Origin of the sequence: Archangium sp. (assembly GCF_036388035.1) — a bacterium.
Classification (GTDB): Bacteria; Myxococcota; Myxococcia; order Myxococcales; family Myxococcaceae; genus Archangium.
Window position 1 is genome coordinate 1 of the sequence record NZ_DASVSO010000173.1, and the last position, 17,709, is coordinate 17,709.

Annotated in this window: 16 protein-coding genes; 3 read left to right on the forward strand and 13 right to left on the reverse strand. The window is 69.5% G+C overall.

All coding sequences use genetic code 11. The annotated features are described in order from the left end of the window. From VF697_RS07650 to VF697_RS07660, 3 genes are all read left to right on the forward strand, one after another. On the forward strand, window positions 1-268 hold a 268-nt coding region (locus VF697_RS07650; RefSeq protein ID WP_331092840.1), incomplete at its 5' end, for a Uma2 family endonuclease. Window positions 269-402: 134 nt separating this feature from the next. Further along, a complete protein-coding gene (locus tag VF697_RS07655; protein ID WP_331092841.1) occupies window positions 403-1,014 on the forward strand; it encodes a Uma2 family endonuclease in 612 nt (203 codons plus the stop codon). 63 nt (window positions 1,015-1,077) lie between these two features. Further along, window positions 1,078-1,971, forward strand: a complete 894-nt coding sequence (locus VF697_RS07660) for a hypothetical protein (RefSeq protein ID WP_331092842.1) — start codon at window positions 1,078-1,080, stop codon at window positions 1,969-1,971. Between the two features lie 69 nt (window positions 1,972-2,040). On the opposite strand, the gene VF697_RS07665 is transcribed toward VF697_RS07660, so the two are convergent. The 13 genes from VF697_RS07665 to VF697_RS07725 all read right to left on the reverse strand — a co-directional run. Continuing rightward, entirely contained in the window at window positions 2,041-2,739 is a 699-nt protein-coding gene (locus tag VF697_RS07665; protein WP_331092843.1) for an HNH endonuclease, read from the reverse strand. After that, window positions 2,736-4,040, reverse strand: a complete 1,305-nt coding sequence (locus VF697_RS07670; protein ID WP_331092844.1) for an AAA family ATPase — start codon at window positions 4,038-4,040, stop codon at window positions 2,736-2,738. Before VF697_RS07670 ends, VF697_RS07665 begins: the two co-directional genes overlap by 4 nt. A gap of 180 nt (window positions 4,041-4,220) precedes the next feature. Continuing rightward, window positions 4,221-5,453, reverse strand: a complete 1,233-nt coding sequence (ftsA, locus tag VF697_RS07675) for a cell division protein FtsA (protein WP_331092845.1) — start codon at window positions 5,451-5,453, stop codon at window positions 4,221-4,223. Window positions 5,454-5,497: 44 nt separating this feature from the next. Then, on the reverse strand, window positions 5,498-6,352 hold the full coding sequence (locus tag VF697_RS07680) for a cell division protein FtsQ/DivIB (RefSeq protein ID WP_331092846.1): 855 nt from the start codon (window positions 6,350-6,352) through the stop codon (window positions 5,498-5,500). A gap of 125 nt (window positions 6,353-6,477) precedes the next feature. Then, a complete protein-coding gene (locus VF697_RS07685) occupies window positions 6,478-7,422 on the reverse strand; it encodes a D-alanine--D-alanine ligase (protein WP_331092854.1) in 945 nt (314 codons plus the stop codon). Window positions 7,423-7,427: 5 nt separating this feature from the next. Further along, window positions 7,428-8,360: a UDP-N-acetylmuramate dehydrogenase gene (gene murB, locus VF697_RS07690; RefSeq protein ID WP_331092847.1), complete on the reverse strand. Its 933-nt coding sequence runs from the start codon at window positions 8,358-8,360 to the stop codon at window positions 7,428-7,430. A gap of 4 nt (window positions 8,361-8,364) precedes the next feature. Further along, window positions 8,365-9,768, reverse strand: coding sequence for a UDP-N-acetylmuramate--L-alanine ligase (gene murC, locus VF697_RS07695; RefSeq protein WP_331092855.1), 1,404 nt, complete (start codon window positions 9,766-9,768; stop codon window positions 8,365-8,367). A gap of 40 nt (window positions 9,769-9,808) precedes the next feature. Beyond that, the gene (gene murG, locus VF697_RS07700) at window positions 9,809-11,035 is read right to left on the reverse strand and encodes an undecaprenyldiphospho-muramoylpentapeptide beta-N-acetylglucosaminyltransferase (protein WP_331092848.1); all 1,227 of its coding nucleotides are present in this window, start codon (window positions 11,033-11,035) and stop codon (window positions 9,809-9,811) included. After that, the gene (ftsW, locus tag VF697_RS07705) at window positions 11,032-12,201 is read right to left on the reverse strand and encodes a putative lipid II flippase FtsW (protein ID WP_331092849.1); all 1,170 of its coding nucleotides are present in this window, start codon (window positions 12,199-12,201) and stop codon (window positions 11,032-11,034) included. Before ftsW ends, murG begins: the two co-directional genes overlap by 4 nt. Before the next feature lie 4 nt (window positions 12,202-12,205). Further along, complete coding sequence (murD, locus tag VF697_RS07710) at window positions 12,206-13,582, reverse strand: UDP-N-acetylmuramoyl-L-alanine--D-glutamate ligase (protein WP_331092850.1); 1,377 nt, start codon at window positions 13,580-13,582, stop codon at window positions 12,206-12,208. 20 nt (window positions 13,583-13,602) lie between these two features. After that, on the reverse strand, window positions 13,603-14,784 hold the full coding sequence (gene mraY, locus VF697_RS07715) for a phospho-N-acetylmuramoyl-pentapeptide-transferase (RefSeq protein ID WP_331092851.1): 1,182 nt from the start codon (window positions 14,782-14,784) through the stop codon (window positions 13,603-13,605). Then, complete coding sequence (locus tag VF697_RS07720; RefSeq protein WP_331092852.1) at window positions 14,785-16,185, reverse strand: UDP-N-acetylmuramoyl-tripeptide--D-alanyl-D-alanine ligase; 1,401 nt, start codon at window positions 16,183-16,185, stop codon at window positions 14,785-14,787. Between the two features lie 21 nt (window positions 16,186-16,206). After that, window positions 16,207-17,709, reverse strand: a 1,503-nt coding sequence (locus tag VF697_RS07725) for a UDP-N-acetylmuramoyl-L-alanyl-D-glutamate--2,6-diaminopimelate ligase (protein WP_331092853.1), incomplete at its 5' end; no start/stop codon positions are given.

Genomic DNA, 17,709 nt, shown 5'->3' on the forward strand with positions numbered 1-17,709 from the left:
GGCGCACTACGACCTCGCCCCCGATTGGGCGTGCGAGGTGCTCTCCGAGCGCACGCGGCTCCGGGACAAGGGCCCGAAGATGCGCATCTACGCCCGGGAAGGAGTGCGGCACCTGTGGCACGTGGATCCGCTCGCGCACACGCTCGACATCTTCCGGCTCCAGGGGGTCGACTGGCTCCTCGTTGGCACCTTCTCCGGGGAGGGGCGCATCCGCGCCGAGCCCTTCGAGGCCATCGAGCTCGAGCTGTCACTCCTCTGGTCCGAATGAGCCGCCAGGAAGGTGTCGGACATCCCGGGCCACCTACCAGGCCTTGGCAGAGCGACGAGGTGGCCCACCTGCACGGCTTCCGCGCACCCGCGGCCAACGCGCGGTAGGACCTGGGATTGCAGGAGGCGAGGCTCATGCGGAAATCTCCCCTCATGGCCCCCTCCGAGCCCCCGTCCACCGAACGCAACGCTCCGTCCGTCGAGGCGGCCTTCCAAGCCGCTCCACCGGAGATGGTGGCGGAGATCCTCGACGGGGAGCTGCACCTGAGCCCTCGCCCGGCCCGGCCCCATACCCACGCGGCGTCGCGCCTGGGCATCCTCATTGGCGCGCCCTTCTGGTTGGGCCAGGGGGGACCGGGCGGCTGGGTCATCCTCTACGAGCCGGAACTCCACCTCGGACCTCGCCCGGACAAGCTCGTGCCGGACCTCGCCGGCTGGAGGCGAGAGCGCATGCCGGACGCCCTCGGAGGGGAAGAGGCACCGGCACACTACGACCTGGCTCCGGACTGGGCGTGCGAGGTGCTCTCCGAGCGCACGCGGCTCCGGGACAAGGGCCCGAAGATGCGCATCTACGCCCGGGAAGGAGTGCGGCACCTGTGGCATGTGGACCCGCTCGCGCGCACGCTCGACATCTTCCGGCTCCAGGGCAGCGACTGGCTCCTCGTCCATTCCTTCGCCGGAGAGGAGCGGGTACGCGCCGAGCCCTTCGAAGCCATCGAGCTCGAGCTGGCGCTCCTCTGGTCCTGATGGAGGGCTGAACCGGGCGAGTCCCTGGACACCTTCCTGGCGGGTGCTGTAGCGCTCACGCCCATGACACGCTTCCTTCGCCGTGGGGTGCTCGCGGCCCTCCTTCCCGCCCTCTGCGCCTGCTCCGTGCTCTCCTCGTCGCGGCGTGCCCCGCCCGCCGTCACGCCGCGCTTCGCCTGGCCCGAGCCCTTCTCCGCTCGCGTCTCGTACTCCTTCACGATGAAGAGCCCCCTGGGCAACACCGAGGTCCACCGCCGCTACTGGCTGACGGTGGAGCCGGCGAAGGAGAAGGGAGTCCACCGGCTCGTCCCTTGGGACATCGAGGTGACTCCGCCCGAGTACGCCGCCATCGTGGACCCGGTGCCCACGGTGCGCTTCGACGACGCGGGCGCCTTCCAGGGCGCGGACCTCCCCGAGGAACTGCCGGGCCAGCGGATGCTGGAGGCTCTGCCCATGGATCCGCAGAAGAAGGCGGAGATCGTCAAGAACCTCGTGGCCGTGCAGGAGCAGTCGGCCCGGGAGTACTGGGAGCGGCTGGTGGGGAACTGGCGTGACAGCAGCCTGGTGCCCGGCGAGCCGGTGCGGTTCGAGTCGAAGATGGTGGTGGGCACGGGAATGATGGAGAAGAAGGAAGTGGCCGCGGACGAGCGCTACTCCGTCGAAGCGGACGTCCCGTGCGCGCAAGACGCGCAGGAGAAGCGCTGTGTGCGATTCACGGTGGAGACGCAGCCGGTGGGCCAGTCCGAGACGGGCGAGGGTCCCCTGGCGCGCTGGAGCTTCGAGCTGGTGACGGACCCGGACACGCTGGTGCCGTACTCCACCCGGTTGATGCGCCTGGACAGGGTGGACTGGGGCGAGGACGGAGGCGCTCAACGGCTCAAGGAGTTCCTGCAGGTGGAGGAGTACGTCTACACCTACGGCGCCCAGCGCGTGCCTCCCGGCACCAACCCGCTCTGAGCGCCGCGTCGAGCCGCGTGTCAGCCCCCAGCGCACCTCAGCCCTTGGCTGGCGCGCGTCTCGAGGACATCAGAGCGCGCCGCCGGAGCGCGGGACTGGCTGTGTCCGTGAATCGAAACAATCCGTGGCGGTTCCCACGAATGCGGCGATGAGCCGGCGCCGCATGTCCATGTCCCTGGCGAAGACTGCCATCCAGATGGACCAGAACCCGAGCGCCGTCGCCTGCTCGACGATACCTTTCCGCATGGCTTCATTATCGTGGACCGCGAGGCGCTCCCGGCACCGCACGGCACGTCCCCATGCGTCGCGGCGATGCTGCCAGCGCCGATCGCTTGCCTTGGGCTCCTCTTTCGCCGGCACCTTGTCGAGCCCGGTGAGGCGGAGGGTCCGCTTCGCGCGTTGTGTCTGCGGGCGAGTGAGGCCCGGCGCCGGGTTCACCATCCCCTCTGCTGTGTAGGCGAACGCTCGGGCCGTATTGTCACGATCGGGCCAGTAGTAGCTTCCCAGCCGGATGCGCTTGTCGCCCTTGGTGCTGTTACAGTTCACGCAGCACAGCAGGAAGTTGTTCCAGTCATGCTCGCGATCCGGACGGTGCTGCTTGGGCAGCATGTGCTCGACAGCGAGGCTCGCATTCAACTGGCTCTCGCAGAACGAGCAGTACTCGCCTATCCGGACAATGAGCTCACCACGGGCCTCGGCGTACTCCGAGAACGTCCGGGGGTTCCCAGCGTCATCCACTGGCCACGGACCCCGTTGCACCGGCCTCACTTCTTATCCCCTGGCAGCTTCGCCGCGCTCCGTTCCATCTCCAGAAACGCGTGGTAGGCGACGTCGTCGCTGAACGGGGCGGAAAGCGCATCCAACTTCCGCTTGAGCACCTTCAACTCCTTGCCACTGGCGCCCTTCGCTTCTTCGAGTGCCGCGTAGTACTCACGCGCCGCCGCCATCATTTCCTGGTGCCGATGGCTGCGTTGAGGGAGCTCGACGCCCATGACCTCCTCGGCGATGTCCTCGATGCTGCGGCTGGGCAGTGTCTCCCTGGAGCGGTCGTCCAGGTTGATGAGTTCGTGCTTTCTCAGGGACTGGATGATGAACGGCGAGTGCGTGGTCGCCACGAACTGCATCGCCGGGAAGACACTCCGGAGGTCATCCACCACCTCGCGTTGCCAGAGGGGATGCAGGTGCAAGTCGAGCTCGTCGATGAGGATGATGCCGGGCGTTTTCCTGGGCGCCTCCTCACGAAGGTGAGGGTTCAAGGTGGCGGCCCGGTACGCGATATCTCCCACCATGGCGAGGATGTTGCGGACACCATCACTCAGCAGATCAAAGGGGAGCTGTGCTTGCTTGCCGCGGGCCACGAGGGCTCCGAGCCGGAAGTCGTAGCGCACCTCACGCCAGCCGCGGAGACACTTGCGGATTGAGCGTTTCACCGCGTCGAGCGTCCCAAGCCTCCGACCTGATTGGAGTTGGATCAGCTCCATGGTCTTGAACCAGGAAACAAAGCCCTTGTGATCGGAACTTGGATCCAAGCAGCCCTGGTATCCCCGAAGCCGTGAGCCGGGCCTCAGCACGCGCGCGCCATCCGAGGCCAGGGAGCGCCGCGCGCGCCGTTGGAGCCACAGCCGTCCCGTGCCGTAATAGGAGACGAGCGGAAGGGTCACGCTTTTTCCAGCCCTCACCTGGGCATTCAGGCTTCCCGACAGCCGCGACAGCTCACTGGCGCCACCATGGGTCGTGTGCTTGTTCGGACCATCCAGGGTGCGCGTCCACTCCATGCGCTTGCGCCCGATGGAACCCACGCAGGTGACCGCCGCGGGATAGCGGGCCTCCAGGGTGGGAACCTCGCCAAGCCCATGGGCAACCTGGCGCACGTCGTCGCGGTGGATGCCCGGAGGCGATGCGCCTTCGAGACCCAAGAAGATGGCCCCCGCGCCGATGGAGAGCGCGTCGAGGATGGCCGTCTTCCCCGTGCCGTTGTCACCGATGAGGACGTTGAACGACGGAGAGAGCTCGAACGTGCGGGACTCGAAGCTACGAAAGTTCTTGAGCTCGATGCGCTCGATCCTCATCCGCACTCCTACCAAGGGGGTGCCCGCCGGGCGCGTTGTATCGTCAACGGAACCGCGGGCGCACGCGAATTTCCTGGCGGGGTTCGAGCAGGGAACGGGGGTGAGCCAACGAAAAAAACCCGGGGCCGCTCTGGGAGGGACGCGACCCCGGGGTTCACTGCGGTACTGCGACAGCTCTCTCTAGAAGATCTCCTCGAGCCACTCGCGCATGCGGCCCTTGACCTTCTTGTAGACGTTCTCCTCGCGGATGCGGAACATCCGCCGGTCCAGGTGCTTGGCCCCGTAGACCACCAGGCCCACGCCCGTGGCGTACATGGGGCTCTTCACCACGTCCACCAGTCCGCCAATCCCTCGCGGCATGCCCCGGCGCACCGGCAGCCCAATCACTTCCTCGGCCAGCTCCGGCATCCCCGCCAGCAGCGTCGAGCCACCCGTGATCACCACGCCCGAGGCCAGCAGGTCCTCGTAGCCGCACTTCTGGATCTCCCGGTGCACGAGCTGGAAGATCTCCTCCACGCGCGGCTCCAGGATCTCACACAGAATCTGCCGCCCGAGCACCCGCGGCTGCCGCCCGCCCACGCTCGGCACCTCGAGCGTCTCGTCCTTGTTCACCATCGAGGCCAGCGCGCAGCCGAACTTCTGCTTGATGCGCTCGGCCTCGTGCGCCGGGGTGCGCAGGCCGATGGCGATGTCGCTCGTGAGGTTGTTGCCGCCGAGCGCGATCACCGCCGTGTGCACGATGGAGCCGCCCGAGAAGATGGCGATGTCCGTGGTGCCCCCGCCGATGTCGACGAGGCACACGCCCAGCTCCTTCTCGTCCTCTCCCAGCACGGCCTCGGCCGACGCCAGCGGCTGCAGCACGATGTCCGACACGTTCAGGCCCGTGCGGTTGGCGCACTTCACGATGTTCTGCGCGCTCGACACCGCTCCGGTGACGATGTGCACCTTGGCCTCCAGGCGCACGCCCGCCATCCCCAGGGGCTCCTTGATGCCGCCCTGGTCGTCGATGATGAACTCCTGCGGCAGGACGTGGATGACCTCCCGGTCCAGCGGAATCGCCACGGCCTTGGCGGCGTCGATGACGCGGGCGATGTCCGCCTCGCGCACCTCCTTGTCCTTCACCGCCACGATCCCCTGCGAGTTGAAGCCCTTGATGTGGCCACCGGCGATGCCGGTGTACACGTGGGAGATCTCCGCCCCGGCCATCAGCTCGGCCTCCTCCACCGCGCGACGGATGGAGGAAACGGTCGCCTCGATGTTGACCACCACGCCCTTGCGGAGGCCCTTCGAGGGGTGCGTACCGATACCGATGATGTCGATCCCATTGTCGGTCAGCTCCCCGACGATGGCGCAGATCTTCGTCGTGCCGATGTCGAGGCCGACGATGATCTCCCCGGACTTCTGCTTCGCCATGACTGCCCTCCCAGGCCCCCCACTCTCGTGAAAGGGGCGCATTCCTACTGCGCCGAGGCCCCGCTCCTCTCGGACACGGGGCTCGAAAGCTTCACCGCCACCCAGCCGGGCCGAGCCCGGTTGTCCAGGTGGATTGTCTGCGCGGACAGCCCGCGGGCGCGCAGCTCGTCGCGCACGCGCGCCAGCCGCTGCAGCTTCGCGTCCGTCTCCCCCTCCCCCATCAACACCTCCAGCCCGTCCGCCGCCACCAGCACCATCCCCTCGGGCGACACCCGCACCTCGCTCAGCCGCTCGCGCTTGCCGGGCTGCGTGGCCGCGTAGGCCTGTGCCACCGCCAGCGCCTGACGGAAGCGCTCGCGCACGCCCGCCTCGTCCGCCAGGTAGCCCTCCCGGTCCAGCCCCGTGACGAGCGGCAGATCCACCTTGTCCCCGGACTGCAGCCGCTTGAAGGGCTCGCCCTCCTCGTCCAGCAGGTAGAGGTCCCCGAGCGTCGCCAGCGCCGCCGGCACGTGCTCGACGACTTCCACGGACACGCTGGAGGGGAAGTGGCGCCGCACGTCCACGGTGCGCACCCAGGGGTGGGCGGCCATGGTGCGCTCCAGCGTCCCCACGTCCAGCGACCACAGGTTCTGCCCCACCGTCAGCCCGGACAGCTTGAGCAGCTCGGCCGGGGTGGCCCGCTCCAGCCCGCTGAAGGTCGTCTCCTTGAGCAGGAAGGTGGGCGAGGAGAGCGCCCAGCGCCGCACTTCCATCCCGCCCCACACCAGCGCGACTGTCAGACCCGTCAGCAGAATGGCCTTGAGCAGGCCGGGACCGTGCGAGCGCACGGCGCCCTTGACGGCCTCCGTCTTCTCGGAGGCGTCCTGGCGACGACGGTTCTTGGACTTTCCGAATGCCATGGTGTGCGTCGGCGCATGCTGCGCGCGGTTGGATCTCCACGCCAGTTTTTAGCTACAGACACGTCGCTGTAGCGCCCGGGTCCCCGAAGGGACGGGCCAGCCCGATTCTTGCTGGGAAGGGTCCCTCAGGCCTTGAGCGAGGCGCCTTGCAAGAGGCGCTCACACAGGCCGGGGAAGTCGATGCCCCGGCCCGCGGCGATCTTCGGCAGCAGGCTGGACTCGGTCATTCCCGGCAACGTGTTGATCTCCAACAAGAAGACCTCGCCGGAGGGCGTCAGGATGACGTCCGAGCGGGAGCCCCCGCTGCAGCCGAGCGCGAGGTGGGCCCCCAGGCAGACCTCGTTCACGCGGGCGTACTGCTCCGGCGGGAGGGGGGCCGGGAAGAGGTACTGCGTGGTTCCCCCGGACTGGTACTTGGCCTGGTAGTCGTAGAACTCCCGGGCGGCCACCACCTCGATGACGCCGAGGGCCTCGTTGTCCAGGACGCCGCCCTGCACCTCGCGGCCCTTGATGTACTGCTCCACGAGGATGGTGCCGGCCAGCTTGGAGGCGTCCTCGACGGCGGCGAGATACTCCTCGCGCGTCTTGCAGATGTGGACGCCCACGCTGCTGCCCTCGCGGGAGGGCTTGACGACGGCGGGGAGGCCGAAGGGCAGCGAGTCCAGGGCGGCCCGGGCCGCCTCGGCGGTGTGGAAGGCGCGGTAGGGCGGCGTGGGAATGCCGTGGGCGATGAAGGCCTGCTTGGCGAAGACCTTGTCCATGCCCAGGGACGAGGCCAGCACGCCGCTGCCCGTGTAGGGGATGAACATGGTCTCGAGCAGACCCTGGACGCAGCCGTCCTCGCCGTAGCGGCCGTGGAGGGCGATGAAGGCCACCTCCACCTTCTCGGCCACGAGGCGCGCGGGCAGGTCCTTGCCCACGTCGATCTCCACCACGTCATAGCCGAGCCCCCGCAGGGCCTTGGCCACGGCGGCGCCGGTGCGCAGGGACACGTCGCGCTCGGAGGACAGGCCCCCCAGCAATACGCCCACCCGCTTCCGCTTCAGCTCTTCCTTGGAGATGGTGCTCACGGTGCTCACGGCTGGAAGACCCCCACGCGCTTGACTTCGGGTTGGAGCTCGACGCCCCGCTCCTCGCGCACCCGAGTCTGCATCAAGGTGAGGAGCGATAGCACGTCGCGGGCGGTTGCACCGCCCAGATTGACGATCCAGTTGGCGTGCAGGGTGGACACCTGCGCGCGGCCGATGATGTGGCCCTTGAGGCCCAGGCTCTCGATGAGCCGCCCGGCGAAGTCACCCGGCGGGTTGGCGAAGACGCTGCCGAAGTTGGGCTGGCTGAGCGGCTGGCTGCGCTTGCGGTAGGCGAGGTCCTCGTCCATGGCCTTCTTGGAGGCCTCGAGGTCACCCTTGCGCATGAGGAAGCGCACCCGCGTCACCACGCCGCCCGCGGGCAGCTCCGTGTGCCGGTAGCGGTGGGGAATCTCCGCCTTGGAGAGCCACCCCACCCCGTCGGCGGTCGCCACTTCCACCGCCTCCACCACGCGGTAGCACTCGCCATTCTTGGTGCCCGCGTTCATGGTGACGGCGCCGCCCAGGGTGCCGGGGATGCCCGCGAGGAACTCGGCGCCCACCAGCCCGTGGGCGCGCATCTGGTTGCAGAGCCGGACGATGGCCGCGCCCGCGCCGAGGGTGAGCCTCCCCTCCTCCGCGCCCACGTCGGCCAGCTCGGGGAACAGATCGCTCGGCAGCTTCACGGTGACGCCCGGAATCCCCCCATCGCCCACGAGGGTGTTGGCGCCCCCGCCGAGCACGGTGAGGGGCACGCCCTCCTCGCGCAGGAAGCGCAGCAGGGCCACCAGGGCCTCGGGCGAGCGCGGGCGGACGAGCGCCTCGGCCGGGCCGCCCACGCGCACGCTCGTGAGGGGCGCGAGCGGCGCGTTCGCCGTCACGTCACAGCCGGACAGGCGCCCCACCCGCTCGGGCAGGGACGAGGAGAAGGCCGCCACCATGCCGTTACTCGCCCTTCGCCGTGCCGTGCTGCTTGAGCAGCTCGACGAGCTCCGGCCCCACCTGGGTGATGTCGCCGGCGCCCAGCGTCAGGACGATGTCGCCCTCGCGCAGCCGGGGCAGCAGCGTCCTGGCGAGGTCCGTGCGCTTCTCCACGAAGGTGACGTCGCGGTGGCCGTGGGCCCGGACGGCCTCGGCCAGGGCGTCGCCCGTGGCGCCGGGGATGCGCTCCTCGCCCGCGGCGTAGACGCTGGTGACGTAGACGACGTCCGCGTCGTTGAAGGAGGTGGCGAACTCCTTGAGCAGGTCATGGGTGCGCGTGTAGCGGTGGGGCTGGAAGGCCACCACGAGCCGCTTGCCGAAGGCGCGCCGGGCGCCCGCGAGCGTGGCCTGCACCTCGGTGGGGTGGTGCCCGTAGTCGTCCACCACGGTGACGCCGGCCACCTCGCCGCGCACGGTGAAGCGCCGCTGCACGCCGCCGAACTCGGAGAGCGCGCTGCGCACCACGTCCAGGGGAATGTCCATCTCCTCGGCCACGGCGATGACGGCCAGGGCGTTGAGGGCGTTGTGCGCGCCCACCATGCGCACGCGGAACTCACCGAGGGGCTCGTCGCGCCGGAAGGCCTCGAAGCGGGTGGTGAAGCCCTCCAGCCGGATGCCCTCCAGCCGGTAGTCCGCCATGTGTGAGCTGCCGTAGGTGACGAAGCGCTTCTCCAGGCGCGGCAGCAGCGACTGCACGTTGGGGTTGTCCAGGCACAGGACGTTGAGGCCGTAGAAGGGCACGCGGTTGCAGAAGGCCGTGAAGGCGTCCTTCAGGTTGTCCAGCGTGCCGTAGTGGTCCATGTGCTCCGGGTCGATGTTGGTGACCACGGAGATGGACGGGTGCAGGTGCAGGAAGCTGCCGTCGCTCTCGTCGGCCTCCACCACCATCAGCTCGCTCTTGCCCAGCTTGGCGTTGGAGTCGAGCACGTTCACCTTGCCGCCCACCACGGCCGTCGGGTCCAGCCCCGCGGCGGAGAGCACGGTGGCCACCATGGACGTGGTGGTCGTCTTGCCGTGGCTGCCCGCGACGGCGACGGCGTACTTGAGCCGCATCAGCTCGGCGAGCATCTCGGCGCGGGGGATGACGGGAATCTTCCGCTGGCGCGCGGTGATGACCTCGGGGTTGTCCTTGCGCACCGCCGAGGAGATGACGACCACGTCCGCCTGCACGAGGTTCTCCGCGCGGTGGCCCTCGAAGATGGTGGCGCCCAGGCGCTCCAGGCGGCGCGTAATCTCGCTGGCCTTCAGGTCCGAGCCGGACACCCGGTAGCCCTGGTTGAGGAGCACCTCGGCGATGCCGCTCATGCCGATGCCTCCGATGCCCACGAAGTGCACGTGCGCGGCATGGCGCGTCTTGAAGAGGCTCACGGGCCTGGCGGGGCGGTTCGTCGTCACGGATGTCATCTCCTCAGACCTGCTTCTCGCTGCCGCCGGGCTGCTGCTCGGTGCCGCCAGCCTTCGTCTCGGTGTTGCCGGGCTTCTTCTCCTTGCTCGGCTTCTTCGGGTTGGGGTCCTCGCCCCGCGCCTCGGCCCGGCCGGAGGGGCCGTACGTCTGGATCATCAGGTCCACGAGCACGTCGGCCAGCTCCTTGGCGGCCTCGGGACGCCCCAGCAGGCCCGCCTTCTTCTCCATCTGGCGGCGCTTCTCCGGGTCCTCCTTGAGGCGGCGGATCTCCGTGGCGAGCTGCTGCCCCGTCAGCTCCGACTCGCGGAACATGAGGGCCGCGCCCGCCTTCACCAGCGCCTGGGCATTCACCTCCTGGTGGTTGTCCGTGGCGAAGGGGAAGGGAATGAGGATGCTGGCCTTCTTGGCCACTGTCAGCTCGGACAGCGTGGTGGCGCCCGCCCGGCAGATGACGAGCTCCGCCCGGGCGTACGCGTCGGACATGTCCTCGATGTACTCCACCACCTGGGCCTGGGCGGTGAAGCCCTTGGACTCGTAGCCCTGGCGCACCGTCTCGAGGTCCTTCTTCCCCGTCTGGTGGATGATGTGGAGCTGGTCCTTGAGGTCCTGCAGGTGGTCCAGCGCGTCGATCATCCGCTGGTTGATGCCGCGCGCCCCGAGGCTGCCGCCGAAGACGAGCAGGGAGAACTTCTCGTGCGCCACGCGCGAGCGCAGGAAGTTCTCCATCAGCTTGCGGCGGATGGGGTTGCCGACGAGTTGCACCTTGCGCGAGGGGAAGAAGCGGCGCGCATCCTCGAAGGCGGTGAAGACGACGCGCACGAAGCGGCCGAGCACCTTGTTGGTGAGCCCCGGCAGCGCGTTCTGCTCCTGCACCGCGGTGGGCACGCCCAGCAGCGCCGCGGCGAGCACCACCGGCCCGCTGGCGTAGCCGCCCACGCCCACCACCACGTCCGGCTTCTGGCGCTGGAGGATGCGGATGGACTCGACGAAGGCCAGGGGCAGCGCGAGCAGGCCCTTGACGAGGCCCACGAAGCCCTTGCCCTTGAGCCCCTGCGCCCGGATGGTCTCCAGCTTGTAGCCGGACTGGGGCACCACGCGCGCCTCCAGGCCGCGCTCGGTGCCCACGAAGACCACCTGGTTGGCGTGGTGCCGCGTCACCACCTCTTCGGCCAGGGCGATGCCCGGGTAGAGATGACCGCCTGTACCGCCTCCAGCGATGAGCACCTTCACGCCGCCACCTCCCTCATGTCACCGCCGGAGCGCAGGGTCCGGTTGCCAGCGGGTTCCGCGCTGGCACTCAGCGAGAGCAATACACCGGCCGCCCCCATCAACACCACCAGGGAGGTGCCCCCGTAGGACACGAAGGGCAGCGTGAGTCCTTTAGTCGGCAACAAGCCCATGGCCACGCACATGTTCACCGTCGCCTGGAAGGCGATGATGCAGGTGAGCCCCAGACCCAGGTACGTGCCAAATGTCTCCGGGGCGGCGAGGCTCGCGCGGATGCCACGCCAGATGACGATGGCGTAGAGCGACACCAGCAGCACCACCCCCATGAGGCCCAGCTCCTCGCCGATGATGGCGAAGATGAAGTCCGTGTGGGCCTCGGGCAGGAAGAAGAGCTTCTGCCGTCCATCTCCCAGCCCCAGGCCGGTGAGGCCACCCGAGCCGATGGACATGAGGGACTCGGCCACCTGGTAGCCGATGTCGTGCCGGTGGGCCCACGGGTCCAGGAAGGCCAGCACGCGCTTCATCCGGTAGGGACTGGAGGCGATGGCCGCGTACGCCAGCGGCAGCGCCAGCAGCACCGAGCCCACCAGGTAGCTCACCTTGGTGCCCGCGGCGAACAGCAGCGCGAAGAGCAGGAACACCAGCAGCACCGAGCTGCCGAAGTCCGGCTGGAGCATGCACAGGCCCACCAGCAGGCCGCACAGCACCAGGTGCGGCAGGAAGCCCACGGAGAAGGTGGCCACCTTCTCGCGCTTCTTGGCCAGCGAGTAGGACAGGTAGACGACCCAGGCGACCTTGGCCACCTCGGCCGGCTGGAGGCCAAAGCCCGGCAGGCGGATCCACCGCCGCGCGCCGCCCGCCGTGGTGCCGATGCCCGGGATGAGCACCAGCACCAGCAGCACCAGCGTCACCAGCAGCAGCGGATAGGCGAGGCGCGCCAGCCGGCGCCAGCCCACCTTCATCCCCACCGCCATCGCCACCACGCCCAGGCCGGCCGCCACGAGCTGCCGGTTGAGGAAGTAGAGGCTGTCCCCCAGCTTGTCCTGGGCCATGACGGCGCTCGCCGAGTACACCATCACCAGTCCGAGCGAGACGAGTGACAGCACCGCGCACAGCAGCAGCGCGTCGAAGCGCACTGGCGCGTCGGAGGGAGCAGCGAGGGCCTTCATGGATTCACAGCTCCCTGACGAGGCGTTTGAAGGTGTCGCCGCGGTGCTCGAAGTTCTGGAACTGATCGTACGAAGCGCATGCAGGTGACAAAAGTACAGTGTCACCGGATCTTGCCAGGGCCCTGGCGCGCCGTACAGCTTCGGCGAGCGTTCCGCACGCATACACGGGGGCGCTTCCCTCGTACGCGCGGGCGAGGGTGTCGGCGTCCTGGCCGATGGTGAAGACGCCCTTCACCTTGCCGCGCCCCTCGTCCACCATGGGCTGGTAGGGAGCGCCCTTGCCCTTGCCCCCGGCGATGAGGAGCACGTCCTGGGGGAAGGCGCGCAGGGCCACCAGCACCGAGTCCACGTTGGTGGCCTTGGAGTCATTCACCCACTCCACGCCATCCAGCACGCGCACGCTCTCCAGCCGGTGCGGCAGGCCCGGGTAGCTGTCGAGGCCCGCCTGCACGCCCTCGTGCGACACGCCCGCCAGCCGCGCCAGCAGCGCCGCCGCCATGGCGTTCTGCGCGTTGTGGGCCCCGCGCAGCGCGCGGTTGGTGAGGGTGAAGGACTCGCCCTTGTCCCCTACCCCCTCGAAGCGGAAGCCCCCGGGCCGCGCCACCGCCATGCCGGCCAGATGGGGGGCCGCGGCCACGGGGCGCCCGGTGAGGCTGAAGCCGTAGACGGGCACCGGGGCGGCCTCGGCCAGCCGCATCACGTCCGCGTCGTCCGCGTTCACCACGGTGAAGTCGCCCTGGGCCTGGTTGCGGAAGATGCGGGCCTTGGCCGCGCCGTAGGCCACGTGGCTCTCGTACCGGTCGATGTGGTCCGGCGTGAGGTTGAGGATGGTGGAGCCCCGGGGCCGCAGCGCGTCGATGCCCTCGAGCTGGAAGCTGGAGAGCTCCACCACCAGCGCGTCCCAGTCGCCGGGCGTGAGGGCCGCCTCGGCGAACGGACGCCCGAGGTTGCCGCCCACGAAGGTGCGCCGCCCGCCGCGCTGGAAGAGCTCGCCAGTGAGCGCCGTGGTGGTGCTCTTGCCGTTGGTGCCGGTGATGCCGAGCAGCGGCAGGTGCGAGAGGTAGCGCCCGGCCAGCTCCACCTCGCCCCAGACGGGCACGCCCGCGGCGCGCGCCTTCTGAATCTCCGGCAGCGCCAGCGGCACGCCCGGGCTCACCACCACGAGCTGCCGCGACTCCAGCAACCCCGGCGGCGTGGGCCCGGTGACGAGCGTCACGCCCTGCGCCTTCAGCTCGCGCGCCGTCTCCCCGAGCGCCTCCTCGGTGCGAGCATCCAGCGCCGTCACCCGCGCGCCCTTGGCCACCAACAGCCGGATGGCGGCCAGCCCGCTCTTGGCGAGCCCATACACCACTACCTCGCGATCCTTCAGGTCGGGCGTCATGCGCGCCACCCCTCCACGTCCTACCGCAGCTTGAGCGACAGCAGCGCCACACCCGAGCAGAGGATGGCGACGATCCAGAAGCGGACGATGATCTTCGGCTCGGCCATGCCCTTGAGCTCGAAGTGGTGGTGCACCGGCGCCATCTTGAAGACGCGTTTGCCGGTGAGCTTGAAGGACGTCACCTGGATCATCACGCTGAGGATCTCAGCGAAGAAGACGCCGTGGATGATGGCGGACACCACCTCGTTCTTGGACAGCACCGCGAGGCCCCCGAGCGCGCCCCCCAGCGCGAGCGAGCCGATGTCGCCCATGAAGACGGAGGCCGGGTAGGCGTTGAACCAGAGGAAGGAGATGCCCGCGCCCACGATGCTGGCGCAGAAGACGGCCAGCTCGGCGCCGCCGGGCACCTCGGGGACGCCCAGGTAGCGCCACATGGGCACGCCCACCACGCGCGCCACGCCCTCCACCGTCTCCACGTCGGCGATGCGCGTCAGCGAGCCCGCCACGTAGCAGAGGATGCTGAAGGTGGTGGCCGCGATGATGGTGGGCATGATGGCCAGCCCGTCCAGGCCGTCGGTGATGTTGACGGCGTTGGAGGTGCCCACCACCACCACCCAGCCGAACACGATGTAGAACCAGCCGAAGTCCGGGTTGAAGTGGCGCGTGGGCACGAAGGGCAGCGTCAGCCGCGTGTCGATGAGCAGGTGCGGCCCGCTGAAGCTCCCATCCGCCCCCGTCCACGAGCACATCAGCCCGAAGACGGCCAGGAGGTAGAAGACGGTCTGGAGGACCATCTTGTACCGGCCGGCCAGGCCCTTGGAGTTGCGCTTGGACAGCTTGAGCCAGTCGTCCAGGAAGCCGATGAAGCCGTAGCCCAGCGTGAGCAGCAGCGCCGCCCACACCGCGCGGCTCTTCAGGTCCGCGAAGACGAAGGTGCCGAACGCGATGCACATCAGGATGAGGGCGCCCCCCATGGTGGGCGTGCCCTTCTTCTTCTGGTGCGTGTCCGGGGTGTCCTCGCGCACGTTGCTCTGCCCGTGCTGCTTGAGGCGCAGCCGCGCGATGAGCTTCGGGCCGATGAACATGCCCAGCAGCAGCGAGGCCACGGCCGCCGCGACGATGCGGAAGGTGGGGTAGCGCAGGAAGTTCAGGAACCGCGCCGCTTCCGTGCCTTGAATCCACTCGTAGATGAGGAGCAGCACTTAGTGGCTTCCTCCAGGCGCGGCGGTACCGGTGAGGCCCGCGACGACCCGCTCGAGCCGCATCCCGCGGCTCGCCTTGACCAGCACGACGTCCCCTGCCTTCAGCTTCGGCATCAGCCAGGCCAACAGCGGCTCCACCTCGGTGAAGTGCGCCGCGTTGTCTCCCAGCCCCGCCGCCTCGTACCCCTTGCGCGAGCGCGGCCCGAAGAACGCCACGAGCTGCGCCTTGCTCGCCGCGAGCGCACCGAGCTGCGTGTGCTCCTCCAGCTCGCCGGGCCCCAGCTCCAGCATGTCTCCGAGCACCGCCACCGCCCGGCCACCGGGCTGCACAAGCGAGCGCAGCGTGTCCAGCGCCGCGCCCATGGAGGCGGGGTTGGCGTTGTAGCAGTCGTCCACCACGGTGGTGCCGTGCAGGCCATCCACCACGTTGAGCCGGCGCGCGTACGGCCTCGCCGCCTCCAGGCCCTTCACGCACTCCTCGGGGGAGTAGCCGAGCGCCAGGGCCAGCGCGAAGGCGCCCGTGGCGTTGAGGGCGTTGTGCTCACCGATGAAGGCCAGCTTCACCGGCCAGTCCTTGCCCGCGTGCCGCACGGTGATGTGCAGCCCCTCGCGCCCGCGCGGAGTGACGGACGCGAGCCGCACGTCGGCGCGCTCGGAGCGCCCGAAGCCGAGCTTCTTCGCCCGGCTGCGCGCCGCCTGCGCGGGGATGAGCGCGTCGTCCACGTTCACCACCGCCACGGCCTCGGGCGGCAGCTCCCGGAACATCTCCCCCTCGGCCTCGGCCACGCCCTCGATGCTGCCCAGGCCTTCCAGGTGCTCGGGCTGCACCACGGTGATGATGCCCGCGTCCGGACGGACCACCCGGGTGAGCCGGGTGATTTCGCCGGGCTGGTTCATCCCCGTCTCGATGACCGCCGCCACGTGCGAGGACTCCAGGCGGAAGAGCGTGAGGGGCACCCCCACCTCGTTGTTGAGGTTGCCCTCCGTCTTCAGCGCGGGGCCGCGCGTGGCGAGGATGGCGCCCACCATCTCCTTGGTGGTCGTCTTCCCGTTGGAGCCACCCACCGCGCCCACCGGAATGCGGAAGCGCTCGCGGTGCGCGTGCCCCAGGGCGCCGAGCGCCGCCAGGGTGTCCCCCACCTCGTAGAGGACGAAGCCCTCGGGGAGCTGGGAGAGTGCCCGGCCCCTCTTCACCACCGCCCCGGCCGCCCCACCACTGGCGGCCTGGGCGAGGAAGTCGTGCGCGTCGAAGCGCTCGCCCTGGAGCGCCACGAAGAGACATCCGGGCACGAGGGCCCGCGTATCGGTGCAGACGGCCGGGAACTCCGCCGCGGGCTTGCCACCCCGCCGGGTGGCCCCGGTCGCCTGCACCACCTGCTCATCCGTGAATCGTGCGGCCATAGAGGCTCAGCGCTTCCCCGTTCAGGTGCGGATGGCGAGGGCCCGGGCAGCGACCTCGCGGTCGTCGAAGGGGCGCTTCTCGGTACCGACGATCTGGTACGTCTCGTGGCCCTTGCCGGCGATGAGGACGACATCGTCCTCCTTGGCCAGCGAGATGGCCGTCTCGATGGCGGCCTTGCGATCCGCCTCCACGAGGTAGCCCTTCTCCCCGCTCTTGGCCTTGCCGGCCGAGATGCGGCGCAGGCCGCCCTTCTCCAGGCCCGGGGTCACCTGGGAGATGATCTCCTCCGGGTTCTCCGTGCGCGGGTTGTCGCTCGTCACCACCGCGAGGTCCGCGCCCTCGGCCGCCGCGGAGCCCATCAACGGACGCTTGCCCGCGTCGCGCTCGCCGCCGCAGCCGAACACGGCGATGACGCGGCCCTTGGCCATGGCGCGCGCCGCCTCCAGCGCGCGCTTGAGGGCGTCGTCCGTGTGCGCGTAGTCCACCAGCACGGCGGGAGCCGCACCGGGGCCGTGGTTCTCCACCCGCTCCATGCGGCCGGGCACGCCCGCCATGCGCTCGATGCCCAGCTGCACGTCCTTGCGCCGCGCGAAGCCCGCGCCCAGCGCCAGGCCCGCCGCCGCGAGGATGTTCTCCAGGTTGTGCGCCCCCATCAGGCGGCTCTTCACCGGGATGTCACCCGCGGGCGTCTTCAGCACGCCCTTGATGCCCTGCAGGGAGAAGGACACGTCCGAGGAGGAGGAGATCTCCCCGGTGCCCTGGCGGCTGAACTTCCACGCCATGCGCTTCTGGCCGCGCAGCTCGTTGTAGATGCGCACGCCGTAGGTGTCGTCGCCGTTGACCACCGCCACGCCCGTCTGGGAGAGGTTCTCCACGAAGAGCTTGCGCTTGGCCTGGAAGTACTCCTCCAGGTCCTTGTGGTAGTCGAGGTGGTCGCGCGTCAGGTTGGTGAAGGCGGCCGCCTTGAAGGTGATGCCGTGCACCCGCTCCTGCATCAGCGCGTGGCTGGACACCTCCATCACCACCGTCTCCACGCCCGCGTCCGCCATCTCGCGCAGAATCCGGTGCAGCTCCAGCGGATCCGGCGTCGTATGGGCCGTGGGGTGGAACTGGCCGCCCACCTTGTAGCCCAGCGTGCCGATGACTCCCGTGGAGGAGTAGGCCGCGGTGGCCATGGCCTCGAGCAGATAGGTGGTCGTCGTCTTGCCGTTGGTGCCCGTGACCGCCAGCAGGGTGAGCTGCTCTGCGGGGCGGCCATGGAAGTTGGCCGCGATGAGCGCCAGGGCCTTCCGGGCGTTGGACACCTTGAAGAAGGGCACCTGCGAGGCCACCGCCTTCTCCGACACGACCGCGACCGCGCCGCGCGACACGGCCTCGCCTACGAACTGGGCGCCGTCCTCCTTCGAGCCCGGTACGGCCACGAACAGGTCGCCCGGCTTCACCTTGCGCGAGTCCTGCGTTACCCCCGTCACGTCGACCGAGGTCCGGCCTCCCGAGGTCTGCTCGGCACCACACCCTGCGAG